Consider the following 24,384-nt stretch of genomic DNA (forward strand, 5'->3'; position numbering starts at 1 on the left):
TTAGGCGAACGCTTCGCTTCTTCAGTTTTTTCTGTCCTCTCCGTTATTGTGTAAATGTTTAAATTGAATCTTATATTGTGATCTAAATATAGATTTCTTGAAACTAGATCATTCCACCGGCTTGTTCGATAATGGACATCGCGCGGTGATGTACCGATTCATCTACGATGACGGTGAGTAATACATCCCTGCCTGTAGGTCCACCCTGTCCACCATCACTCATGCCGCTTGCAGAAGGGTCCGCCGCAGCCATGATGCCAGCACTGGCATTGGTTTGCATCGAATCGGGCACCCATGATGAAAAACTGCCGGAAACGCCCGGCTTGTAGGAAGCCCCGCTTGGTCCTACACCCGCATATCGGCTGAATCGATTAATGGACAGGTCCTCCACTCGCAATGCCTCCAGTTTTTTGGCTGCCCCTTGAGCCTGCTCCGGGCTGTGAAAGTACGCCAAAATATTTTTCTCGGTCATCCGCTTCACCTGCTTTCCTAATTTCTCGCATATCAGCTATGCATATCATTCTCGCCATGCTATCTTTCCGCAAGTTTGCTCAGAATATACCGAAATGCTCCCACAATTTGCTGCTGCCCTCGTATCCAACATTCATGGATTTTGCAAAAACCACTAAAAAAGGCGTACAAAAAAGGACACCTTGCGGTGAAAACCGCTGTGGTGTCCTTTGGGTTTGCTTTATTTTATTCTCAGTCGCCGCGGAAGGCGCGTTTCACTCGATCAAAAAAAGATTGTTCATGCTCATGTGTCTGCTCTCCATCCAGCGCAGCAATTTGGCGAAGCAGATCTTTCTGCTCGTCATTCAGCTTACTAGGTGTAACGACAACCACTTTCACATGCTGATCCCCTTGCCCCATTCCACGCAGACGTGGTACGCCTTTGCCTTTGAGGCGGAAATACGTTCCCGTTTGTGTACCAGCTGGTACTTTCAACTTCACTTTCTCCGTCAACGTTGGGATCTCAACTTCATCTCCCAGAGCTGCCTGAGCAAAGGTAAGTGGGATTTCGCAATAAATATCATCGCCTTCACGCTCGAAGAAATCATGGGTCTTGACGCGAATGACAATATACAGATCTCCGGCTGGTCCGCCACGCAGACCTCCCTCGCCCTCACCTGTCATACGCAGTTGCGCACCGTCATCCACACCCGCTGGAATGCGAACATGAATTTTGCGTTGCTTGCGGACCTTACCGCTGCCACTGCACGTTGTACATTTTTCTTTGATAATTTGGCCCGAACCGCTACAGTTCGAACATGCACGACGATTCACCATACGACCAAACGGTGTATTTTGCACGACTTCCTGCTGCCCGCTACCGTGGCAGACCGAGCAGGTTTCCGGTTTCGTTCCAGGTTTGGCACCTGAGCCATGACAGGTGTCACAGCCTTCAGTACGCGGAATCGTAATATCGGTTTCTTTACCGAATACCGCTTCCTTGAACTCAATCGTCATCGTGTACTGCAGATCATTCCCCCGTTGCGGAGCATTGGGATCACGTCGTCCACCGCCACCGCCGCCAAAGAACATGTCGAAGATGTCGCCAAATCCGCCGCCGCCAAAATCACCGCCACCACCGAATCCACCTTGATTCGGATCGACATGACCATATTGATCATACTGTGCACGCTTCTGGCTGTCACTCACTACATCATAAGCTTCTTTAACTTCTTTAAATTTAGCTTCCGCATCAGCAGCCTTGTTTACGTCAGGGTGATACTGACGGGCAAGCTTACGGTAAGCCTTTTTAATTTCATCGTCGTTAGCCGTTTTACTAACGCCAAGCACCTCATAATAATCACGCTTTTCAGCCACTCTTCCACCCCCATATCATTCACCATATCGCACATCGTGACAAAAGGAAAGCCAAAGCGCGGGAGCCCCGGCTATGACTTTCCCTCTAATTCGAACGTCACCGATGTTTAATTCGCGTAGAACTACGAATTAGTTTTGTTTTTTATCTTCATCCACAACTTCGTAATCAGCGTCTACGACGTTATCACGTTTAGCGGAACCTTGTTGCTCTTCAGCACCTTGCGCTTCTTGCTCTTGCGCCTGAGCTTGCTCATACAGTTTCACGGACAGTTGTTGAACGATCTCTGTCAGTTCTTCTGTAGCAGCTTTGATATCTTCCAGGTTGTCGGAAGCCAGAACACCTTGCAGTTTTTCTTTGGCCGCATTCGCTTTTTCAACTTCGCCAGCATCTGCTTTTTCGCCAAGATCTTTGATCGTTTTGTCAACAGAGTAGATCAGTTGATCTGCACTGTTTTTCGCTTCAACGAGTTCTCTGCGTTTTTTATCTTCTTCAGCGTGCAACTCAGCATCTTTCATCATTTGCTCAACTTCTTCATCGCTCAAACCGCTGGAAGAAGTGATTGTGATTTTTTGAGTTTTGTTCGTACCTTTATCTGTTGCAGATACGTTAACGATACCGTTGGCATCAATATCAAAGCTAACTTCGATCTGTGGAACGCCACGTGGAGCTGGTGGAATATCACCCAACATGAAACGTCCAAGCGATTTGTTACCCGCTGCCATCTCACGCTCACCTTGCAGAACATGAATCTCAACACTTGGTTGATTGTCTGCATACGTGGAGAATACTTGAGATTTGCTTGTAGGGATCGTTGTGTTACGCTCAATCATTTTCGTGAACACGCCGCCTGCTGTTTCGATACCCAGGGACAATGGAGTTACGTCGAGCAATACAACGTCTTTCACGTCACCTGTCAGTACGCCCGCTTGTACAGCGGCACCCAAGGCTACAACCTCATCCGGGTTAACGCCTTTGTGAGGCTCTTTACCAGTGAGTTTTTTGATCGCTTCTTGTACTGCAGGAATACGTGTGGAACCACCAACCAATACGATCTTGTCGATATCGTTAGCTGTCATACCCGCATCGCTCAATGCACGACGAGTTGGTTCAAGCGTACGCTCAACCAGACCTGCAGAGATTTCTTCGAATTTCGCACGGCTCAGGTTCAACTCCAAATGCTGAGGAACGCCATCAGCTACCGTGATGAACGGCAAGGAGATCGTTGTAGTCAATACGCCGGAAAGTTCTTTTTTCGCTTTTTCCGCTGCATCTTTCAAACGTTGAACCGCCGCTTTATCTTTACTCAAGTCAATGCCTTGATCTTTTTTGAATTCACTTACGAGATAATCAATGATCACTTGGTCAAAGTCATCGCCACCCAGTTGGTTGTCCCCGCTAGTTGCTTTAACTTCGAAGAAGCCGTCACCCAGTTCAAGAATGGATACGTCGAACGTACCACCACCCAGGTCATATACGAGAATCGTTTGGTCTTCGGATTTCTCCATACCGTATGCCAAAGCTGCTGCTGTAGGCTCGTTGACGATACGCAGAACTTCCAAACCTGCAATTTTACCCGCATCTTTAGTCGCTTGACGCTGACTGTCGTTGAAGTAAGCTGGTACCGTGATAACGGCTTGAGTTACCGTTTGACCCAGATAAGCTTCAGCATCGGATTTCAATTTTTGCAGGATGATTGCAGAGATCTCTTGTGCAGAGTAGTCTTTGCCATCGATTGTTTCCTTGTGGGAAGTACCCATGTGACGTTTGATCGACATGATCGTACGATCCGGATTGGTAATCGCTTGACGTTTTGCTGTTTCACCAACAACGCGCTCTCCATCTTTTTTGAAACCGACTACGGATGGGGTTGTACGTGCGCCCTCCGGATTTGGAATTACGACAGCCTCGCCGCCTTCCATTACTGCTACGCATGAGTTTGTTGTTCCTAAGTCAATACCGATTACTTTGCTCATCCGAAAATTTCCTCCTCAACAATTTAAAATGAATGGATCAATCTGACCCTTATTCGATGTTCATGTTGCTAATCGTGCTCTATGTGTACAAATCTTTATATTAAACTTCGCCCACATTGTTCAACCAAAGGAATCGACTCGTCCCTTCCTATAAGGAAATTATGAGCTGACTTTAACCATAGCTGGACGAAGCACTTTATCTTTCAGCATGTAGCCTTTTTGGACTTCCTCAACAACGATACCTTCTTCGTACTCGTCGCTCTCCACTTGCATAATGGCTTGGTGGAATTCAGGATTAAACGGTTGTCCTACCGATTCCATAGCCGTCAGACCTTCGTTATTCATCACCGTTTCCAATTGACGGAAGATCATTTGCATGCCCTTGGAGAAAGATTCGACCTCTGCTCCTTCCGGTACAGTAGCCATGGCGCGCTCGAAGTTATCAATAACCGGTACCAGTTCGGTGACCAGCTTCATCGAAGCGTATTTAGCCAATTCTTCTTTTTCCTTCTGCGTACGACGACGGAAGTTATCAAAATCAGCTTGTGCACGGACATAACGCTGCTGTTGCTCCTCAGCTTCTGCCTTCAGACGCGCAAGCTCATCCTGCTCCTGATCAGCGATCTCTTCAGCTTGTGCTTCTGCAGCGCCAGCTTCATTAACAGGCTCCTGCTCAGCTGCTGTTACCTCTTGTTCTTCTGTAAATGATTGCTCCTCTTTCAAGATGTTCACCTCCTTATACGAATGAAATGGTTCATTCCCGAATCTTTTATTTGAAACGATGCGTCAGCATCGCCGTCAAGTCACGGGATAGTGTATTTAGAATATGAATGACACGTGCATAATCCATCCGAGTGGGTCCCAGAATACCGATCGAACCCAAAGCCTCACCGTCCAATGAATAGGAGGCTGTAATCAGGCTGCAGTTAGCAAAGGCTTCATGATCATTCTCAGTGCCGATTCGCACTTGAATACCAGATCCACCGGGCACGGGCATCATCAATTTCATGAGTGTTGGTGTCTCTTCCAGCAGGTCAAGAATATCTTTTACCTTTTCGATATCTTTAAACTCCGGTTGAGTCAACATATTAGTGGCACCACTGAGGAACAGACGATTGTCATGTTCGTTGTCAAAGGCACTGTTCAGTACCTGCATAACTTCCTCGTAACGTGTAATATGCCGCTCCATCTCTTGCCCAAGTTCGGTATAAAGACGGGATTTCAATTTGTAGATGGGTACGCCCACAAGCTTGGTATTTAACAAGCGAACCACATTTTCCATCTCGGCTACCGAGATTTCAGGTGGAATCTGGACTGTCTTGTTCTCCACCTGACCTGTATTGGTCACGATGATTGCCACAGCTTCACTCTCATTTAGCGGAAGCAATTGGAAGTGACGAAGGGAAGTATGGAATACTTCAGGTCCGAGCAGGATCGAAGTATAATTCGTCATATGTGACAAAATATTGGATGCATGCTGAATAACTTGTTCCATGACGTTCAGTTTTTCGGCGAAGAACGACTTCAGATCATCCAACTCTTGAGGCTCCACCTGATTCCAGGGAACCAAATGATCGACATAATATCGATAGCCTTTATGGGAAGGAATGCGTCCTGCCGATGTATGTGGCTGTTCCAGGAAACCCATATCTTCAAGGTCCGCCATTTCATTACGGATCGTCGCCGGACTGTATCCAACATCTCCCCTTTTGGAAATGCTCCGGGACCCTACGGGCTCAGCTGAACGGATATAGTCATCCACTATAGCGTTCAGAATCATTCGTTGACGCTCTGTTAACATGGTGAGTATTCCCTCCTTCTGACTGTACTGTCCCATGTCGTTAGCACTCCAGTTAGATGAGTGCTAAGCGGTAATACAAAAATACCAAACTGACGTGAAGATTGTCAAGTGAGTTTGATGAGTGGGTTCATCTATTTATAGTATAGACCAATGTCAACGAGTCCTAACAACTTTATTGTACATCTTTTAAAGTAAAAAGGACTGCATGTAGGGCAGAGGCTGACTCGGCTCGATCCATGCAGTCCATTCAGTTGTTAAGCTGAAACATTAAGCTCTTTTAATACCGCGATCTCATCGCAACAATCCTGCTTACTGCAATGAACACAGTCGGTCCATACTTTCTCGGGGAAAATCTCTTTTTCCACCACAGCAAAGCCATTTTTGAGAAAGAAGGATACTTCATATGTCAACGCCATAACCTTGGGGATCTGTTGTTTCTCCGCCTCTTCTACCAGTCGGTCCAGCAATCGGGAGCCAATACCAAGCCCTTTGTGGCCTTCCGAGATACCGAGTGATCTGACTTCCACCAAATCATTCCCCAGACGACAAAGCGATCCGCAACCCACCACTTCACCATCAACTTCCGCTACAACAAAGTGCTCCAGCTGCCGGTGCAGTATTTCCCGTGATCGCGGAAGCATGATCCCACGCTCTGCATAGCCCTTAATCATTTCATACAGTGGTTCAACATCTTCCGGCACGGCTTTTCTGCATATTACCGACATCCTGCTCTCCTCCTATTACCAAGCTTTCCAGAGGAAAGCTGACTTCGTAGTTGTTAAATTAACACGCTCTGTAAAATCAATATGAATAAATATACAACAGAGCGTATAGAATTTCAAGCTACGAATTCAGCGATATGGACCCGATAAACTCCGCAAAAACGTCATTTCCGAACAGGATACCCTGCTCGCTCAGGCGGAAGCCGTCTGCCGTACGCTCAAGCAACCCTGCGTTCAACATTTTGCCCAAAGGCTTCGCAAACACTTCTTCCATGGACTCTCCGAACTGTTCGCTAAACCGTGAGGCCGAAGCCCCCTCCAACATTCTCAGTCCCACCATCAGATAATCTTCCATAGCCTCCGGGCGAGCGATCTCAAAATGATCCAGACGAGGCAGTCCTGCTCGCGAAGCTTCAACATAAGGATTTATACCTTTAATATTCATATGCCGTTCACGGCCCACATATCCATGTGCACCTGCACCCAAACCATAGTAGTCCTCATTACGCCAGTACGTAATATTGTGACGACTCTCGAAGCCCGGTTTGGCAAAGTTGCTGATCTCGTATTGTCCATAGCCTGCTTCTTTCATACGTCTCATTAATAGAAGATACATCTCTAGCTCATCATCTTCATGAGGAAGAGGTAACTGGTTCTTCTGATACAGTGTATGGAAAAGGGTATTCTCTTCCACTTTCAGGCTGTAGATGGAGTAATGCGGCAAATCCAGTTCCAGCGCTTTGTCGATGCTCTCATTCAACATTTCGACGGTCTGGTTCGGCAACCCAAACATCAGGTCAATGGACAGGTTATTCAGTCCCGCTTTTCGAGCGTTCTCCAGACTTCGATACACATCATCTGTATTATGAATACGGCCAATGCCTGTCAGCAGATCATTCTGAAAAGCCTGCACGCCAAAACTAACACGGTTGACGCCGCCTTCTTTCATCGCAGCGAGCTTCTCCGCATCCGTTGTTCCCGGGTTGGCTTCCATTGAAAATTCAATATCGTCCGCCCAATTTGGAAAATATGTCTTCACGGAACGAAGAAATACTGCCATTTCATCCGGTTTCAGAGCTGTTGGCGTACCCCCACCTACAAATATGGTCTTGATCTCACCCGGTGGATTGGCCTTGACTGTATGTTCCATCTCCCGTTCCAGCGCTTCGAGATATTGCATCACGGGCTGATCTTTCAGAACGTAGGAGTTAAAGTCGCAATAAAAACATTTATTCGTGCAAAAGGGAATGTGAAGATACACCGCTTGGGGCGCACCTGTCTTCCGGCTGTGTGCTGCCAATGTCATGGCAAGTCCCCCTCTATTTGAAAAAAGGAAAGCCATCCGGCTTCCCTTTCAGCTTTGAATTTTCTTTAATCTAATTTGAATACACACATTCTGTGCTGTACCTCAAATTAGATTGTTTAGACGCATTCTCCGATACACAAAACCTTGATGTACCCGGAGATTGCGTTTTTAATCATCAATTTTCAGTACCGCCATGAATGCCTCTTGTGGCACCTCAACGTTACCAACCTGCTTCATCCGCTTCTTACCTTCTTTCTGCTTCTCAAGCAGTTTCCGTTTCCGCGAGATGTCACCACCATAACACTTGGCAAGTACGTTTTTACGCATGGCTTTTACCGTCTCACGAGCAACGACCTTGGTTCCTACAGATGCCTGAATTGGCACCTCGAACATTTGCCGTGGAATCAGCTCGCGCAGTTTCTCACAGACAATGCGTCCGCGGTTATAGGCACGGTCACGGTGAACGATGAAGGACAGAGCATCCACTTGTTCCCCATTGAGTACAATATCCATTTTCGCCAGATTGGACTGCCGGTAACCGGACAGCTCATAATCCAGGGATGCATATCCTTTGGTACCTGATTTCAACTGGTCGAAGAAGTCATATACAATCTCGGACAACGGAATCTCATAGGTAATGGTAACCCGGGTCGTGTCCAGATATTCCATATTCACATATTCACCGCGTTTATTCTGACACAACTCCATAATGGTACCTACATAATCATTCGGTACGATAATATCTGCCTTGACGTATGGTTCCTCGACGTAATCAATCCGTCCCACCTCAGGATAGTTGGATGGGTTGTCGATTTTCATCACTTCACCATTCGTTAACGTGACGTGGTAGATTACACTTGGTGCCGTTGTGATCAACGGAATGTTGAACTCCCGCTCGATTCGCTCCTGGATCACGTCCATGTGAAGCAGTCCAAGGAATCCGCAACGGAATCCAAAACCGAGTGCACTGGATGTTTCCGGTTCAAAGCTCAGAGACGCATCGTTCAACTGCAATTTCTCCAACGCTTCACGCAGATCAACATAGTCCGATGTTTCGATCGGATAGAGACCGCAATACACCATTGGGTTAATTTTACGATAACCCGGCAGAGGTTCCGGTGTTGGATTTTTGGCATCCGTTACCGTATCCCCGACTTGTGTATCGCCAACATGCCGGATACCTGCAACGATAAATCCAACATCCCCGACGTTCAGCTCGTCCACGATGGTCATGCGAGGTTTGAACGCTCCAACTTCAATGACTTCAAATGATTTACCTGTTGCCATCATTTTGATTTTGGAACCGGATTTGATTTTGCCATCCACAACACGTACATATACGATTACACCTTTGTACGGGTCATAGTGCGAGTCAAAAATCAGCGCTTTCAAAGGCTGGTCAGGATCACCAGTCGGTGCCGGAACACTTTGCACCACTTGCTCCAGAATCTCTTTGATCCCGATACCCGACTTGGCCGAAGCCAAAACCGCATGACTTGTGTCCAAACCAATAACATCTTCCACTTCCTGCTTCACCCGTTCAGGATCAGCGCTCGGAAGGTCAATTTTGTTGATAACCGGTAAAATTTCAAGATTGTTATCCAATGCCAGATACACGTTGGCAAGTGTTTGGGCTTCAATTCCCTGAGCCGCATCCACAACCAGCAAAGCACCTTCACATGCAGCAAGACTGCGTGATACTTCGTACGTGAAGTCTACGTGTCCCGGTGTATCAATCAGATTCAATAAATACTCTTCACCGTCATCCGCTTTGTAAGTCAAGGCTACTGCTTGTAGCTTGATCGTTATTCCACGTTCGCGTTCAAGATCCATCTTATCCAGAACTTGTTCCTGCATTTCACGTGAAGTGAGCGCACCTGTGTGCTCCAAGATCCGGTCCGCAAGTGTTGATTTGCCGTGATCTATATGTGCAATAATAGAAAAGTTACGAATTTTACGTTGTCTTGCCCGAATGTCAGTCATTCCTTACCCCCAGAAACAGCCTAGTGTCAATCACTTCATTATAACAGTTGAAGCACAGTGCATCAATCCCGTGATGTCTCAACTTTATAATAAAGTGTTATCATGCACTCCCAGAGGTTATATTGTACCTTTAAATCATGGTATTTTATTCAGCAACGCCGCTAAAAAGAGAGACCACCCACTTGATTCCACTATGTGAGAGATTTTGCAATAGTCCAGCCGTTTTGTCTGCCAAAACATCAACCGGAGCCTTATTTTGATCTGCCCCAAGCACTTGGCTTGGTGACTGAACAGGTACAAATGGTCGTTCTTTGATTTCCTTTTGCACAGGTGCAGCTGGAACAGATTCGGTAACCGAGGAAGTTGGCTCAGTTGTCACCACGGTTGGCGTGCCTCCTGATGGATTGCCCATATGAAAGTTGCTACCAGCCAGCTGCATTCCAAACAGAACACCCAGCATCATTAATACAGCGATGGATAACAGTCTTTTACCGAATCTGGACATGTGTATTGCCTCCTGTCAATCTCTACTATTTTTTCTTCGTACATATATGGTTCCTATCCACCCTGCGACGATGTTTCCGCACTGGCTTTGTCCACCTTCTGATCTTCCCAATACACTTCGGCAATCATGTCTGCTAGAATCTTCGATGTCCGTTGTAACTCAGCTCCTGTGTTGTCAATCCCGCCAATCTCAATCAAAATGCTGTTGGGTGAAAGGGTTTGGTTATACTCTCCGTTATTAGCTCCTCCGCCGTCCTTGCCCCAGACACCTCGGGATACACCTGGATACTTGGCTTCCAGTTTCTTATGAATTTTCGCTGCAAAGGCTTCATTCTGCCTCCAATTCGGATTTTCATGTCCAATAATGAAATACACTTTGGCATAGCCCAGGTCATTAATGGTCGTTGTTGTTTTGCCGTGACGCTGTGAATCGCGATGAATGTCGATGAGATACGTCAGATCGTCATTTTGAGCGAGTGCCGCTTTTACCGTTTGACGGGAGTATTTATAGGAATAGTTCCAGTTATAGTCCTTTACTTTGGTTGGATAATCATCCTTGGCGTGTTCTACGCCGATTCCGAGCTTCTCCAGACTGTCTGAGAGATAGGTTCCCACTTGAAACACATTGCCTGTTGATTTGCCTGATGATGGATTATCACTTTTCGTACCTAGTAATGGGTTGTAGCCTTCCCGTGGATGGGAATGATAGATAAGAATTGATTTTTTGCCTATTGTCGGTGTGCCTGAATTATCTTTCTCGCCATTCTTCGCTGGTGGATCTTCCTTACCTTTTCCATCTCCAGATTCGCTCGAATCAGGTGGATCCGTATTGTCCTGACCTGGTGGAACATGCAGCTCACTACCGGGTTTCCCTCCACCTGCGGAAGCCGTATCCGTAAGACCGGGACCGGGCTGATAATCTTCGGGAGCTTCGGCTTTTTCGTTACCAGAGCCAGGACGGAGCAGAACAGGTTGGTTCGAGCCCATGCCCGGCATTTCTCTCGCAATCAGGCTCTTCGGATCTTGAGGATTTACATTCGTCAGCAATTTGAAAACAAAAGAGGTGAGATTTTCACCGGATATGGCAGAGGTCTGTTCCTTCTGGGTGAGGTGAGGCATCTCCATGCCTAACATATCGACAAAAAACCGGCTTGAGACGGCGCTCGCAAATCCTTTCATGGAAGAAACGGGGGAATTGTTTAAACGCTTCTCCGCCATGCCCCCCAGGCCCAGTACGACAAAAAACAAGGCAGATATGATCATAAGCAACAACAACGTACGGCCCATGGCCAGCACGTGCAGACATCTTTTTTTCCACTTTCCAATATTCCAGGCCAATATCTTGTTCATTCTGCTGTCTCCTTCCCTGCTGGACAACTCTTATACTTCAACTCTATGAGCCGGCCCAATTTGATAGAACAGGTAAATGAAAGATTCCAGAAACAAAAAAAAGAAAGTCCGATAGATTCGGACCTTCTTCTGAGCAGTTTTAAGTTTTAATGTGTATAGGCAGCAACGTTATCCGGATTCACGGCATCATGGAGTGCGGCGTTAAGCCCTGTAGCGATAACATTGGCAATGCCTTCGATAAACTCATCGATTTCCTTTGGGGTAACAATGAGGTCATGACCTAGTGGCTCCAGTACCTCTTTCACCAGACTCAAGCGATCTTGCTCACCGATGTCGTCCAGCATGCCCATGATCTGTTTGGTCTGATCCGTTTCCTCGCGGAAGTGTGAGCGCATCATCTCAATCACATTATTCACGATGGTGGACGCATAACATACGGTTGGTACTCCGATGGCGATGCAGGGCACACCTAATATCTCACGAGTCAGGCCACGTCGTTTGTTTCCAATACCGGAACCCGGGTGAATACCAATGTCCGCCACCTGAATCGTTGTATTTACACGTTCCAAGGAACGGGAGGCCAGGGCATCAATCGCAATAATGGCATCCGGCTTGGTGCGGTCTACAATCCCCTGTACAATGTCACTGGATTCAATGCCCGTTGTACCGAGCACGCCGGGAGCAATCGCGCTGACTTCCCGATACCCTGGGGCAACCTGATCTGGCACCAATTCGAAATACTGACGGGTCACCATCAGATTATCCACAACAAGTGGACCAAGTGAATCCGGCGTGACATGCAAGTTACCGAGACCCACAATCAAAACTTTGGATGTTTTGTTGATTCCGGCCTTCACCATAAAATCTTCCATCTCACGTGTGAACTCAGCGGCAACTCGCTCCTGTAATTCGGTATCACCATTCCGGAGTGAAGGTACCTCCAAAGTGACATAATGACCTTTCACCCGTCCAATGGCATTGGCTGCTTCTTCATTCAGGACGTCAATCCGTGTAATCGTAATACCCTCTTTTTTCTCTACATCTTCCCGTAGTCCGGGAATCGTCTGTTGCTGTCCACCTTGCGCCATTTCCTTGGAGTCAATTGCCAAATCGGTACGAACTGTATAGTTTTGCAAATCCAGTGTCATTCTGTCCCTGCCTCCCTTACCGCATTTGAGCATATTGTGTGGGAAAAAGGGTTTCTTTATACAGCATGTCGAACATCGTAGGAATATCTGTTGCATTTTACATGCTAGCGTGATAGAATATTTTAAGTTGTGAAACGTTTGTATTCATGCAAATGCCTTACAGGAGGTGAATGTAATGCCAAACATCAAATCCGCTGTTAAACGCGTAAAAACGAGCGACAAGCGCCGCGCACTCAACGCTTCCCAGAAGTCTGCACTCCGTACAGCTGTTAAAGCTGCTGATGCTGCTCTGGTAAGTAACGAAGTTGATACTGCAAAAGCTGCGATTCAAGCTGCTTCCAAAAAGCTGGACAAGGCTGTAACTAAAGGTCTGGTTCATAAAAATGCTGCAGCACGCAAAAAGTCTCGCTTGGCGAAAAAACTGAACGCTCTTTCCGCACAAGCGTAAGAAGCGTTACTTATACGATCCAATGGAAAAATCCTGAACAGCATAGGCTTTCAGGATTTTTTAGTATCTGATTCGATAAGTATAAGACACAAACATAAGCGACCTTTATTCCAATGATTTAACGATCATGGAGCAAAGGTCGCTTTGTTTGTTATTCACACCAGTAATCTATTACGTTTACGTATCCATTCACGCACCAAGTCTTAATAAGAACAGCTCCAGACCAAGTACTTTATCCACCGCTCCTGTTTTCATCTGGTAATCCAGTTCGCTGAGGTGACTCAAAATCATTCTCAGACGTTCCGGCTGAAATTTACGCGCTTGTTCACCTGCAATCTTAACAGCATATGGATGCAGACCAAGCTGACTGGCAATCTGCTGTTGGGAGTAACTTTGTTGGCCCAACTCTTTCACCTGGATCATGATCCGAAACTGGCGTGCGATTAAAGCCGCAATTTTAATCGGTTCTTCCCGCTGCTTCAGCAACTCATAGAACAGAGCCAATGCCTTCTCCAGTCGCAAATTAGCGAGTTCTTCCACCAATGAAAATACATTCTGCTCTGTACTACGGGCAACCAGCGACTCGATATCAGTACGCTTGATTGTCCCCCCATTCCCCGCAAACAAACATAACTTGTCTACTTCAGCAGACAGCGTCTGAAGACCTGTTCCTGCATAGCTGATCAACGTTTCCGCCGCTCCCGTCTCCAAGGAAACATCCCGCTGCTTCGCCAGTTTCACGATCCAATTCAATAACTCATCTCCACTGAGTGGAGCAAAAGCAAGAACGACTGCCTGTTTCTTGACAGCCTTCACCAGTTTCTTACGCTCATCAAGCTTATCCCCTTGGGCCAGGAAAACAATCGTACTGTAATCTGCCGGATTTTCCATATATGTAAGCAGACGATCAACCTGATGTTCAATCTTGGATTCTTTACCTGCGGTGAACAGGCTCGCGTCCCTTACAATAATTAATTTGCGAGGAACCAGAAAAGGTACGGTCTCTGCTTCTTCAATAACAACCTCCACAGCCGTTTCAGACAAATCATATGGAATAATCGCAAAATCACGATGCTCTTCTTCAATAACCTGTTCTTTTAACATATCCGTAAATTGCTGTATCTGGTACTTCTCCGTTCCGTACAGCACATAGATCGGTGCCGTTTCTCCATTCCGTATTGCCTTTGTTGCACTTTTTACATCCATTCACGGCGCCTCCTTATCCCTCTTATCCTACCAGAAAAAGCGCAAGACAACAAAGGGACCTTACATCCAGTTACGGATGAAGGTCCCCTGTCCTACATCTATATAAACGCATACACCAGCAGTTCTAGAAAAAGCCGGTGCGCGGTCATACGACGTCAGTTGTTTGAACTGAGATAGGACGGTTTGTTACTTCCACTATATGCTTGTCATACTGAAAATGTTCTTTTGTTTAGAGAAGCGCTCTCCCCATTTTAATTATTTCGCAGGAGCTCCACCTGAAACAGCTGTTACATTAAACGAGTTCTTCGCCGTTGCTCCGTCCTTGTCCGTTTCGTAATTAAACAGAGTACCATCCTTTGACCAACTCGCTGACTTCAGTGTCCCCTCTATACTGCGTTGTTCAACCAAATTTAGAACATCCGGTTCGCCCACAGGTTTGGAGTATATGCTGATTTGATCACCAATAAGCATAACTACATAAGAGCCGTCAGGGGATTTCCATTCTTTTGGTGCTGCTGTTGTTGTCATTTCCTGATCCTGTCCTGCTGCAAAACCTTTGTTTCCTCCAGAGGCGTCAGTACCTGCACCGGAATCAGGAGCAGAATTGCCTTCCACCGGAGCATCTTCATTTACATTTGGTACGATTGTCTGAGAAGTGAAGGTATCTCCATTTTCTGTTTCTGTTGCTCCATTCTCTTCCGCATCTGCAGGAGATTTGGGAGCATCTTCTGATTCTTGATTTCGCTGCTCAGCATCTTGGTTCTGAACCTCATTCCTCTGATTATCGGTCGTAGGTGTTTTGGACGAATTGTCTTGTGTTCCTTTATTTGAAGAAGGCGTTGATTCAGTAGCCGGTGTTTGAGGAGTCGGATCTGACCTAACCTCAGGCTCCTGCACCTTTTCTCCACCGTTCTCTTCAGGAGTTGTTTCTCCCCCCTGGTTATCCGGTTCAGTTGGTGAAGCATTTGATTGATCCACAAAAACATCATTGGTGCTTGGTGTGGAAGAAGCTGCTGGATCATTATTCTCAATATTCTTGCTCAATGGATTCTCATCCACATTACCGCTCTCTTGAGAAGCTCCAGAGCTCATCAGCATGGAATCGGCATTCTCAATCTGTTCAGGCGGATTTCCCCAGATGGCGAATCCCAATATAACTGCTGCAGCCGCTGCACCCATGGACATACGTCCTGCCATCGAGTTGAGCCATTTTTGCTTCGTTTTCCGCTCACTTGAACGTTGCAAATTCTCAAATGTAGCGGGGACAGGATTCATTTCCTGTATGGTGCTACTTTGTTCTTTCCGCGCTTCGTCAATGGCATCAAGTTGTGGCATAATCGCATCAACCAGACTGAATCTCGGGCTTACTTGCGGTAATTCTTCCAGTTCTCTGGAAAGAGCTCTGAGTAAACTAAAATTCTCGGCACACTCCGGACACTTCGCCACATGTTGTAGCATCTGCGCAGTTTCCGCCTCGCCCAGATCATGATCCAGATAGCGGTGCATCCATTCCACCACCTCTTCGCATTTCATCCTGTCACACCACCTTTCTGATATTCCTGTAGTAGATTCTGTAATTGCTGTCTGGCTCTAAATAAATAAGATTTCACCGTATTCAACGGAAGATCGAGACAATCCGCAATTTCATTGTAGGATAAGTCCTGCAAATATCTTAGAACAATAACGGTACGATGATGCTCGGGAAGCTTGTTGATCGCATCCTGAATGTCTTGGGCCACATATGTAGACATGACCTCGTACTCCACATCCTGATTATCCTGAAAAACCATGTCATGTTCGTCAATGGAGACAGATGGTTTGGTTCTTCTGAATTTATCAATACAGATGTTTGTGACGATGCGTTGTACCCATGTTTTAAATTGGGCCTTTTCTTCGTATGAGTTGATTTTGGTGTAAATTCGGATCAACGCTTCCTGAGCAGCATCCAAAGCGTCCTGTTCATTATTTAGAATGTAATATGCGGTCCGATAGACGTGTTGTTCAATCTCCCGCAATAGGGTAATTAGAGCGTCGCGATCGCCCGATTGAGCGGCTCTGATGAGTTCCGGCTCTACCACAAAGGATCCCCCTCTCCCTGCAACCTTACAGACGTGATCATCAATAAAATTGTTGCAAAGTTAAGTATTTTTTTAATTTGCCATAACAAAATAACGGCGTATGTATTAGGGCCGCTGAAATCTTCTCTTAGAATAACAGAAATTGCATAACGAGTCACCAAACGTATCCAAAAGGGATTCCATTACTTACACGACTCAATTCAAATGCAATGGCATACATTATAGATAAGCACTTTTTTGGCTCTGAAAATAAAAAAAGTCGAAATTTGTCCAAATTTAAGCTGATTTTAATGCAATTTTCATGAAAATAGTGTATTGTAAATTTACATTCATAAACACGAGGTGATGAGCATGCCAGCTCTAGCGAAAATTCAAGCTTTAAAAGAACAAATGCCCAAAGAATATCAAAGCATTTCCCACTTTGTGGAACATGCATTGGAATCCATTGATACTCTAGTCGAGGAACATCGGAAGTACGTAGCTGCACAGGCATTATACGGCGATAAAATCGTTGGATCGGAAGAACGCTTGTACAGAGAAACCGTACTTGATGTCAGAGCACAGCTGTTGATGACTCTTGAGAAAACGGTAGAAGATCTGCTGCACAAAGGCGACAAACACTGGAACAAACATTTTAAGGACGGCGTTGAATAGTTCTTATATCTCTTCTACATTTTGAAAAAATGGCCCGTTTTCCGATATTCTCCCTCGTGGAGTGTAACGGAAAGCGGGCTTTTTTGTACTGTGACTTGCAATCAAATGAAGTGATGAATTGGTGTATTCATCAGTAAATCACGATCAGTTTGCCATTGAGAAACCCTAAAGCTCTTATGCCTGCTGAGCTGCCATACACCCAAACTTCGATTTTGCCTTTTGAACTCGTTTCATACGAAATACTCGATGGATCTCCCCACGCAAAGCGCACCTGCGTTATGTTCATTCCTAGAGCTACTTCTCCGGCAATAATTTTATTCCAAGTAGACTTGGACCAATTGTATTTTTTATGCGGATCAGAGGAGAAGAATTGGTTGGAATCGGCAAGCATCTCCGTCACACTGGAAGGCGCACCTCCTGCGTAAGCAGAAACGGTTTTTCCTTTTGCATTGCGGAAGACAATAGAGTAACTTCGATCACCGTATTTACTCTTTTCCATTCTGATATCTGATATGGTCACTTTACTGAAACGTTGCCCTAAACTCGTATCACTGTTGATCCAGTAGGACTTGCCAATGAAGCGAGCAAGATTCCCCAACTCTTTTTTCTTGATCAGTGCAAGTGTATCCTTCGATTCCACCAGAATAGAAGAATTTCCAACCAGCACCTTGGCCTGCTTTAGCTCAGCATCCCATCGAACCTGAATACCCGCAGCCTGTCTTAACAAGTCCGCAGGAAATACCGTCTGTTCTCCAATGGTTTGTACTTTCCCTTTCAACTTCAGCTCTTTGTTGTTTAATCGCGCAACAGCACTCCCTTTTTGCAAAGCAATACTGTCATCTCCAAATTGAATTTCAAAAGATGAGCCCTTCACATCAATTTTGGCTCCCAAAGTTTTGAACACCGACTGAACTGGCAAGTATACAGTTCCATCCAACAATGTGGCGCCTGTTAACTTTTGCTGTGAATCAACGTTCAGTTGAAGACTTGAAGCCAAATCTCCTATCTTCAACGTCACTTTGGTTGTTCCCATGCCCGTAACCTTTAGTTTGCCTCCTGGCTGAATCTGTGCAACTTGGGGCTGCTCCACTATAAGCTCTTCAGGCAATGGCGTACGTTTGTTCTTGAAACCATTACTATAATTCTCCTGAACGGTAAGGGTGATCGTATCCCCAATATTAGCGTCCTTGGAAGATGCCGTGAGTGTCACTTGATTTAACGCGGGAGCTGATAGAGGAGTTAACTTCCCATTATCATATGTAGCCCATGATCCATCCTGTAACTGTGCATATAGTTCATCCAGATTAGGCGCATACACCATCCGCGATACGTTACTTAAACCCGGCAGTTGCTCGCCCTTATATTTGGCAGTTCGATCGTAGCTCCAGACGGTTCCATCCTGCTTCACCGTGAGCAGCTTATGCGTACTCCCCCACCAAATCAAAGATTGCACATTATTCGCAACCGTGATCTGGTCATCCTCATACAGCATACTTACAATCACTACCGAGCCATCATTTTTAAGCACTGCTGCGTAAACACCATTCGTTGCAATTGCTTTACCACCAACTACATTTCCCGCTTTACGTATTTTGTTGTATTTCTCATAATATACATCTCCTGATGAAGATAATGCGCTATAAGAAGAATCTCTTCCAGAACTATCGCGATAAGAATCCACATCGATAATCGAATCCAAAACCTTAGCCTGATCATCAAAATTATAAAGATTTCCATCCTGAAGCTGAACCCAACCATGGCCATATACCTTAATCACTCCATTGAATTGTCTCGATACTGGTATATGTGCATTGTCCTTATCCCACCGAATGACTTGGCCATCGGCAGTCCAACCATAGATGGAATGGTCGTCTGATTTTGAGATACCAATCAGTTTTCGATTTTGTGTCCATACTCCACTTGTCATCCCTTTAGACCAAAGTGTACCATCGTCCAGCAAATAGTCATTTCGGTCAAGAACTGAAGTGATGGAGTTACCCGATCCAGATGATGCCAAAGCAGAGGACTGTCCTGCGATCAAACCGACAACTAAAAGTCCAATCCATAGGGCTATCGCTTTTCTTATCCATTTCACTCTAAAGTTCTGAGTCGCATTACTGTTACTTTTACTTTGTGCCATTTTTACAAGTTCCATTTTCTTGATCCCCTCATTATTATGTATAGTGCTACGATCACTAAGTATCTCTATCCCCCTCTAAGGTGGGCCTAACTATTATTCGGTAAAAATAACCATAATCCTGCAACGAAAATTACTTAACACTAATAAAAACGCAATCAAAGCCATATTTTTACATATGATTAACGAACAACATACAAATAATTCTATTCACTCATTTAAAATGGAACATATGAACGTATTCGTAACTAAATTTGGGAATCTTTCTACTCTCTAGTGTGTTACTTGTTGCATTTAATATGATAATAGGGCATAAAAGTTGCGATCAAATTGATCACATACTCAACTTCTTCAGCGCAATTATAATTAGTTTGCCGATTAGTATTTTAAAAGCAAGAAAGTAACATATTCTTAGTCAACTCCTCTAAGTAACAGTCGAGAAGTCCTTAAATTGCATAGACATTGAAAAATGTCACTATCATGCAATTCAAGAAAAAAAGTCGTTCGCAACGAAACGACTCTTTTCTTCTGCGGTCAATGAAGTACTCTCTTTCTCTATTTCCCACTTTTTCCTCAACCTGTATATGTTAAAATATAGTAACTGCTTAGTCGATCTGTTGTTAAAAAATAGATGTTCAGAATGGAGGTTAAAGCCCGTCATGACAAAATCGTATAGAATCCATAGACCGCGCGGAAAAATACTTGCAGCTATATTAACTGCAATTGTAATTTCACTTGTAATGGGGTTATATCACTACGTTCCCTTGGATGAAAGAATAGAGAATACTCATTATTATTCATTCGGATATACATTTGCGGTTGGATTATTGATTAACCTCGCTATTTTACTTTTCTTAATTATGCCACTTTCCATATTGGTGGATGGACTACTTTTATACAGAAAAAAAGATAAAACGTATATGAGATTGCTCGTTGCTATTGCGGCATATGGTCTATTAGGCTTCATAGGTGGGGTCATCTACTCGATATTTACACTTAACTTCATTACTTTTTCTGCTCAGACTATCCACATTATTGTAAGCTCTCTTGTTTTTTTTGCCTTACAGTTGGTATTAAATCGGAGCTTTTTTCACTTATCTTCACACCGATAAATAGATCGCGTGCCGTCACTCAACTGCAACCAACTTGTACCTGATATCAATCTTTCCATCCTTCACTCTCATCTGGACCTCACCCATCTGATCTGTCCGATAAATATCTGATCCGGTAGCCTCCAGACGTTCCATGACTCCCGGATTGGGATGCCCGTATGTATTGTTAATACCAGCAGATATTACGGCGGTTTTGGCGTTCCAGTATTGGAGCCAAGCTTCGGTTGACGACGTTTTACTACCATGATGAGCGACTTTTAACACGTCAATGGATATAGATGCTGAAACATCATTTGAATTATCCTGCAACGGATGTGTAAGTACACGTTGTACAACTCCCTCTGTAACTCCAATATCTGCACCTTTCTGCTCAAACTGGGCAGATAGTGCGCCATCCTGAATCATATAGAGCAGATCCTGCTCAGCTGCTGCATCCATATCTCCGGTGAACAACATGGAAGCCCCGGCCATGTCCAGCAAAAAGACAACGGAATCATGATTCTGATGTTCAGATACAGGCAAATTGCCCGATATATTTACATCCATATGTGCCAGATCTGGAGCCATAAAATGTAAACTTGTCTCTTTATCAGCCTTATAGGACATCCCCTGCTGAATGGCGTACAGAGGAATTTTCCGTTCCATGGCTGTGTCCAATAATTTATCAAAGTTATCCTTACCACTGGTTGTGCCATTAAACATGAAACGTTTAACCGGAATCTGTTCCAGAACTGCCTGCAGTCCTCCAAAATGATCCTGGTCAGCATGTGTTACAATTACAGCTTCCAGTCGATGGATGCCTCTCTTTTTCAATAGAGGAACAACGACCTTGGCTCCCACCTCATACGGATCACGTCTTGTTTTCCAAGATTGTTCGGTGTTCCCAAAGCTCACCGTGCCTCCGCCATCCACCAAAATGTGTTTGCCTTCCGGTGTAGTAATCAATGTGCTGTCTCCCTGACCAATATCCAAAAACTGCACAATGCCGGTTCCAGCGGGCTGCGGAGTCTGATATGCCCACCACAGTCCAGCAATAAAGCTGAGCGCGAGCAACCCGCACAACCATCTCTGAAATTTACTCATTCGTTGATGCGTATAATAACCTGCACCTCGTGCAGTAAATGCACTTGTATACTCCGGCCATGCGATACTGGCTCCTAAAGTCGTTAATGAAGTTTCTTTTCCATCTACACGGTTCTTATCAGGTTGTTGCCTCACAAGAGGAGCCGTCTCTTCCTCAACAAACGCTGTTTCTTGCTGCGCACCATTGCCACGATGCAACAGATAGAGTAAGGCATACAACACTGCATAATATGCGGCTATCCACAACAAGGAAGGTGTTGCCCAGATCAACACAAAACCTGGCAGGCTGTTCATCCACTCCACACTTACAAATGTCAGTTGATTCAGTTGCATCGCTATCCATGCGAGGGGTTTCGCCAAGGGAATCCATATAAATGATAACAGCATGGTGACCGTCCCCAGGGGTAATACAATGGCGCTAATCAAAGAAACAAGCAGGAAGTTGGCCACAAATGAGAGTAATGAGAACTGATTGAAATAGAGAATGGTTACCGGGAACGAAATCAGCTGAGCGGTCACTGTAACCGATGCTGTTGCTGCCAGAGATTTCGGCCAACTGCTAAACAGTCGGTTAATCAGTGGCATATAGATCATCAAACCTGCGGTCACGAGAAAGGATAACTGGAAGCTCACGCTTAGCAAAAAGTACGGGTTCCACCACATCATTAGCAATGCTGCTGCACTAATCATCTGAAGACCGTCTCTGGCGAGGCCACGACGTGCCATGTACAACCCAATCATGGACATCATTCCTGCCCGAATCACTGAAGGTGAACCACCGGACAACAGTACATAAGCTGGCACCAGGATCAGAGCAATCGTGAGTGCCGTCTCTCTGGTAAGCCTTAACCAGGATAGAATAAGGAGAAGAGAAGCTACATATACAGCGACATGGGTTCCTGAGATTGCCAGGATATGTGTTAGACCCAGTTGTGAAAACTGACCATAGGTGCCAGGATCGATATCAGTAGCCATCCCGATAATAAGACCCTTCATATATCCTGCATGAGGCTCGGGAAATAACTGCTCGACCGCTGAAGCTAACCTATTCCTTGTCCAATCTGTCCACCGTAGTACATTGAATTGTCCAAGCCCCTCAGGAGGCGTAGCTGTGACTGAGCTAGCTCCCTTCACTTTGAACAACCAGTGGATATGCAGGGCTCGCAAATAACTGCGATAATCAAACCCGCCAAAGTTCCTGGCTTCACCAGGAAGGACAAAAGAACCATTAAGCGTAATCAAATCGCCCCTCTTCCAGCCCGCTGCTACCTGTTGTTCTTCTTCCTCCAACAGTCTGACTTGTACCATCAATTGTTCATCAATTTTGGATGCAGATGATGCTGCCAGATCTGTATCTGTTGATGAATTCGATATTGGTAATATTGAAGACATCTGAATCTTAAATTCAGCCCGATCTCCATCAATGCGTACATCTGACACCAGCTCACCCTGAATTTCGGCTGCCATACCGTCCGTCTCATCAGCAGCAACATTCATGGTCTCCGGCAGACTGCTATGATTGCGTGCGTCATTCCACTCCCAATGTGCAGCACCTCCAATAAAGGCAGCGAGTAAAAATAAAACAGACCATCCACGTACATTAATAAAACGAAGTAAAAGTGGCAGACATGCCAGAGCTCCAATTAACCCCCAGATTAACGTCCAGCCTGTTAACGCGCATGCTATCCCGCTCCCGCACAGCCAACAAATCGTAAAACTTAGTAACGGTCTGCCTTTCATTTCTACCCCTCCTTCATTTCACCCGTTGAACGCAGAAAAACCCCCGGAAAGCCAATTCAGGCTTGCCGGAGGTTCTCCCTCACGTATTCAACCATATTCACATTAATTGCTCACGGTCATCATCGTTTCCCGCGGGGGCTGGTAATTCTCCAGCCTGCGGAACGTTATGCCCTTCTGTTGCATCATATTCGTAACCTTGCCGGTATCTTTAGGATAAGAACGATGAAACACGATTTCTGTAATCCCGCTATTTGCCAACATATTGGCACATGTCCAGCACGGTTCGTCGGTCACATACACGGACGAGCCTTCGCGGTCGATTCGATCTGTGAATAAAAGCAAATTTTGCTCCGCATGGATTGTGCGAATGCAGCGTTGCTTTTTGACCATTTCTTCTTGTCCATCGGTCACGACCAACTCATACTCTTCCGATATCATGCAACCTGCTTCAGAACAATCCGGAACACCGGTGGGTGCGCCATTATAGGCTGTTCCCAGCAGTTTTTTTCCCTGAACAAGAACGGCACCTACGTGACGACGCGAACAGCGGGAACGGGTGGAAACCATATACGCGATGTCCATAAAATACGTATCCCAGTCCTTGCGTACCTCTACTGTACTCATGCTGCTTTCCTCCCGCTCAACACAATTTTTATTCTAATATTACCGGATCTGCACATACGGTGCCATCTTCTCCAGCATCTTCATGCCGATTCCCTTGACCTTTGTCAGATCACTAACTTTCGCAAAAGGACCATGTGCATTTCGATAGTCCACAATAGCCTGAGCTTTCTTCTCTCCAATACCGGGAAGCTCCGTAAGCTTGGAGACAGGTGCCGTATTCACATCAATCTTACCATTGTCGCTAGCTTCCTCACGAACTACAGATAGATTACTGCTTGATGCCGTCTCGGAGGTAACCGAAGGATTCGAATTCGTACTTTGCGCAACTGGTTCAATCGAATTTGAGGTGTCCGGTGGATTATCATTCGTCTGACTTGTAGTTTGAACAACTGAATCACCTTCAACCCCAACGCTCACAAGCTCTTTAGACTCATCTGCCTTTGCATCATTCCCAGTCTGCATCCCACTTGCATCCGTTCCTGAAGATGTTCCTGTATTGCCCAGAACCGAAGTAGCCGACTGTACAGCAGGAAGTTCCTGCTCTATCGTCGGCTTCTCGGTGCCGAGCTGCAAGGGTTCCCAGCCACTAGGTGGTTGTTCACTTTTGCCCGACCATAATATAAGTATACTTCCAACCACCGCAGCAGCAATGGTCATTCCTTTGTTCCATCTCATTTCTTCCACACC

20 protein-coding genes are annotated in these 24,384 nt (G+C 45.5%); 2 read left to right on the forward strand and 18 right to left on the reverse strand.

Annotated features, from left to right (window positions below; all coding sequences use genetic code 11):
* Nucleotides 1–103: 103 nt before the first annotated feature.
* From ABTV53_RS19890 to gpr, 11 genes are all read right to left on the reverse strand, one after another.
* The gene (locus ABTV53_RS19890) at nt 104–472 is read right to left on the reverse strand and encodes a hypothetical protein (protein ID WP_017687219.1); all 369 of its coding nucleotides are present in this window, start codon (nt 470–472) and stop codon (nt 104–106) included.
* Nucleotides 473–702: 230 nt separating this feature from the next.
* Nucleotides 703–1,827, reverse strand: coding sequence for a molecular chaperone DnaJ (gene dnaJ, locus ABTV53_RS19895; protein WP_433745580.1), 1,125 nt, complete (start codon nt 1,825–1,827; stop codon nt 703–705).
* Between the two features lie 129 nt (nt 1,828–1,956).
* A complete protein-coding gene (gene dnaK, locus ABTV53_RS19900; RefSeq protein WP_278298857.1) occupies nt 1,957–3,801 on the reverse strand; it encodes a molecular chaperone DnaK in 1,845 nt (614 codons plus the stop codon).
* Nucleotides 3,802–3,960: 159 nt separating this feature from the next.
* A complete protein-coding gene (gene grpE, locus ABTV53_RS19905; protein WP_433745583.1) occupies nt 3,961–4,524 on the reverse strand; it encodes a nucleotide exchange factor GrpE in 564 nt (187 codons plus the stop codon).
* 46 nt (nt 4,525–4,570) lie between these two features.
* Nucleotides 4,571–5,602: a heat-inducible transcriptional repressor HrcA gene (gene hrcA / locus ABTV53_RS19910; RefSeq protein WP_036615092.1), complete on the reverse strand. Its 1,032-nt coding sequence runs from the start codon at nt 5,600–5,602 to the stop codon at nt 4,571–4,573.
* Nucleotides 5,603–5,856: 254 nt separating this feature from the next.
* A complete protein-coding gene (locus tag ABTV53_RS19915; RefSeq protein ID WP_017687214.1) occupies nt 5,857–6,327 on the reverse strand; it encodes an N-acetyltransferase in 471 nt (156 codons plus the stop codon).
* Nucleotides 6,328–6,445: 118 nt separating this feature from the next.
* Complete coding sequence (hemW, locus tag ABTV53_RS19920; protein WP_036668565.1) at nt 6,446–7,630, reverse strand: radical SAM family heme chaperone HemW; 1,185 nt, start codon at nt 7,628–7,630, stop codon at nt 6,446–6,448.
* 168 nt (nt 7,631–7,798) lie between these two features.
* Complete coding sequence (gene lepA, locus ABTV53_RS19925) at nt 7,799–9,613, reverse strand: translation elongation factor 4 (protein ID WP_433745588.1); 1,815 nt, start codon at nt 9,611–9,613, stop codon at nt 7,799–7,801.
* Nucleotides 9,614–9,758: 145 nt separating this feature from the next.
* A complete protein-coding gene (locus ABTV53_RS19930; RefSeq protein ID WP_433745591.1) occupies nt 9,759–10,118 on the reverse strand; it encodes a hypothetical protein in 360 nt (119 codons plus the stop codon).
* 53 nt (nt 10,119–10,171) lie between these two features.
* Nucleotides 10,172–11,467: a stage II sporulation protein P gene (locus ABTV53_RS19935; RefSeq protein ID WP_433745594.1), complete on the reverse strand. Its 1,296-nt coding sequence runs from the start codon at nt 11,465–11,467 to the stop codon at nt 10,172–10,174.
* Between the two features lie 146 nt (nt 11,468–11,613).
* The gene (gene gpr / locus ABTV53_RS19940) at nt 11,614–12,615 is read right to left on the reverse strand and encodes a GPR endopeptidase (protein ID WP_433745597.1); all 1,002 of its coding nucleotides are present in this window, start codon (nt 12,613–12,615) and stop codon (nt 11,614–11,616) included.
* 175 nt (nt 12,616–12,790) lie between these two features.
* On the opposite strand from gpr, the gene rpsT reads away from it, so the two are divergent.
* A complete protein-coding gene (gene rpsT / locus ABTV53_RS19945) occupies nt 12,791–13,063 on the forward strand; it encodes a 30S ribosomal protein S20 (protein ID WP_024628504.1) in 273 nt (90 codons plus the stop codon).
* Nucleotides 13,064–13,252: 189 nt separating this feature from the next.
* Here rpsT and holA read toward each other — a convergent pair whose 3' ends face one another.
* From holA to ABTV53_RS19960, 3 genes are all read right to left on the reverse strand, one after another.
* A complete protein-coding gene (gene holA / locus ABTV53_RS19950) occupies nt 13,253–14,269 on the reverse strand; it encodes a DNA polymerase III subunit delta (protein ID WP_433745600.1) in 1,017 nt (338 codons plus the stop codon).
* Between the two features lie 255 nt (nt 14,270–14,524).
* The gene (locus ABTV53_RS19955; protein WP_433745603.1) at nt 14,525–15,802 is read right to left on the reverse strand and encodes an anti-sigma factor family protein; all 1,278 of its coding nucleotides are present in this window, start codon (nt 15,800–15,802) and stop codon (nt 14,525–14,527) included.
* The gene (locus ABTV53_RS19960; protein ID WP_017687205.1) at nt 15,799–16,347 is read right to left on the reverse strand and encodes an RNA polymerase sigma factor; all 549 of its coding nucleotides are present in this window, start codon (nt 16,345–16,347) and stop codon (nt 15,799–15,801) included. The genes ABTV53_RS19955 and ABTV53_RS19960 overlap by 4 nt, the downstream gene beginning before the upstream one ends.
* 351 nt (nt 16,348–16,698) lie before the next feature.
* Here ABTV53_RS19960 and ABTV53_RS19965 point away from each other — a divergent pair, with 351 nt between their 5' ends.
* A complete protein-coding gene (locus ABTV53_RS19965; protein WP_062835531.1) occupies nt 16,699–17,001 on the forward strand; it encodes a hypothetical protein in 303 nt (100 codons plus the stop codon).
* Between the two features lie 130 nt (nt 17,002–17,131).
* Here ABTV53_RS19965 and ABTV53_RS19970 read toward each other — a convergent pair whose 3' ends face one another.
* The 4 genes from ABTV53_RS19970 to ABTV53_RS19985 all read right to left on the reverse strand — a co-directional run bounded on the left by ABTV53_RS19970 (nt 17,132) and on the right by ABTV53_RS19985 (nt 24,372).
* The gene (locus ABTV53_RS19970) at nt 17,132–19,156 is read right to left on the reverse strand and encodes a copper amine oxidase N-terminal domain-containing protein (RefSeq protein WP_433745606.1); all 2,025 of its coding nucleotides are present in this window, start codon (nt 19,154–19,156) and stop codon (nt 17,132–17,134) included.
* 1,109 nt (nt 19,157–20,265) lie between these two features.
* Nucleotides 20,266–23,073 carry a ComEC/Rec2 family competence protein gene (locus tag ABTV53_RS19975; protein WP_433745608.1) on the reverse strand — a complete coding sequence of 936 codons (2,808 nt, stop codon included), beginning with the start codon at nt 23,071–23,073 and terminating at the stop codon, nt 20,266–20,268.
* A 102-nt stretch (nt 23,074–23,175) separates the two neighbouring features.
* A complete protein-coding gene (locus tag ABTV53_RS19980) occupies nt 23,176–23,697 on the reverse strand; it encodes a deoxycytidylate deaminase (RefSeq protein WP_433745611.1) in 522 nt (173 codons plus the stop codon).
* A 39-nt stretch (nt 23,698–23,736) separates the two neighbouring features.
* On the reverse strand, nt 23,737–24,372 hold the full coding sequence (locus ABTV53_RS19985) for a ComEA family DNA-binding protein (protein WP_433745613.1): 636 nt from the start codon (nt 24,370–24,372) through the stop codon (nt 23,737–23,739).
* Nucleotides 24,373–24,384 lie beyond the last annotated feature (12 nt).

The sequence above is a fragment of the Paenibacillus amylolyticus genome (assembly GCF_050990605.1).
Taxonomy (GTDB): Bacteria; Bacillota; Bacilli; order Paenibacillales; family Paenibacillaceae; genus Paenibacillus; species Paenibacillus amylolyticus_H.

Excerpts from the sequence above, each read along its gene's own strand:
- ABTV53_RS19890 (WP_017687219.1), bottom strand. The coding sequence starts at position 472 with ATGACCGAGAAAAATATTTTGGCGTACTTTCACAGCCCGGAGCAGGCT.
- dnaK (WP_278298857.1), bottom strand. The coding sequence starts at position 3,801 with ATGAGCAAAGTAATCGGTATTGACTTAGGAACAACAAACTCATGCGTA.
- hrcA (WP_036615092.1), bottom strand. The coding sequence starts at position 5,602 with ATGTTAACAGAGCGTCAACGAATGATTCTGAACGCTATAGTGGATGAC.
- ABTV53_RS19915 (WP_017687214.1), bottom strand. The coding sequence starts at position 6,327 with ATGTCGGTAATATGCAGAAAAGCCGTGCCGGAAGATGTTGAACCACTG.
- hemW (WP_036668565.1), bottom strand. The coding sequence starts at position 7,630 with ATGACATTGGCAGCACACAGCCGGAAGACAGGTGCGCCCCAAGCGGTG.
- lepA (WP_433745588.1), bottom strand. The coding sequence starts at position 9,613 with ATGACTGACATTCGGGCAAGACAACGTAAAATTCGTAACTTTTCTATT.
- ABTV53_RS19930 (WP_433745591.1), bottom strand. The coding sequence starts at position 10,118 with ATGTCCAGATTCGGTAAAAGACTGTTATCCATCGCTGTATTAATGATG.
- ABTV53_RS19935 (WP_433745594.1), bottom strand. The coding sequence starts at position 11,467 with ATGAACAAGATATTGGCCTGGAATATTGGAAAGTGGAAAAAAAGATGT.
- gpr (WP_433745597.1), bottom strand. The coding sequence starts at position 12,615 with ATGACACTGGATTTGCAAAACTATACAGTTCGTACCGATTTGGCAATT.
- rpsT (WP_024628504.1), top strand. The coding sequence starts at position 12,791 with ATGCCAAACATCAAATCCGCTGTTAAACGCGTAAAAACGAGCGACAAG.
- holA (WP_433745600.1), bottom strand. The coding sequence starts at position 14,269 with ATGGATGTAAAAAGTGCAACAAAGGCAATACGGAATGGAGAAACGGCA.
- ABTV53_RS19955 (WP_433745603.1), bottom strand. The coding sequence starts at position 15,802 with ATGAAATGCGAAGAGGTGGTGGAATGGATGCACCGCTATCTGGATCAT.
- ABTV53_RS19965 (WP_062835531.1), top strand. The coding sequence starts at position 16,699 with ATGCCAGCTCTAGCGAAAATTCAAGCTTTAAAAGAACAAATGCCCAAA.
- ABTV53_RS19970 (WP_433745606.1), bottom strand. The coding sequence starts at position 19,156 with ATGGAACTTGTAAAAATGGCACAAAGTAAAAGTAACAGTAATGCGACT.
- ABTV53_RS19975 (WP_433745608.1), bottom strand. The coding sequence starts at position 23,073 with ATGAAAGGCAGACCGTTACTAAGTTTTACGATTTGTTGGCTGTGCGGG.
- ABTV53_RS19980 (WP_433745611.1), bottom strand. The coding sequence starts at position 23,697 with ATGAGTACAGTAGAGGTACGCAAGGACTGGGATACGTATTTTATGGAC.
- ABTV53_RS19985 (WP_433745613.1), bottom strand. The coding sequence starts at position 24,372 with ATGAGATGGAACAAAGGAATGACCATTGCTGCTGCGGTGGTTGGAAGT.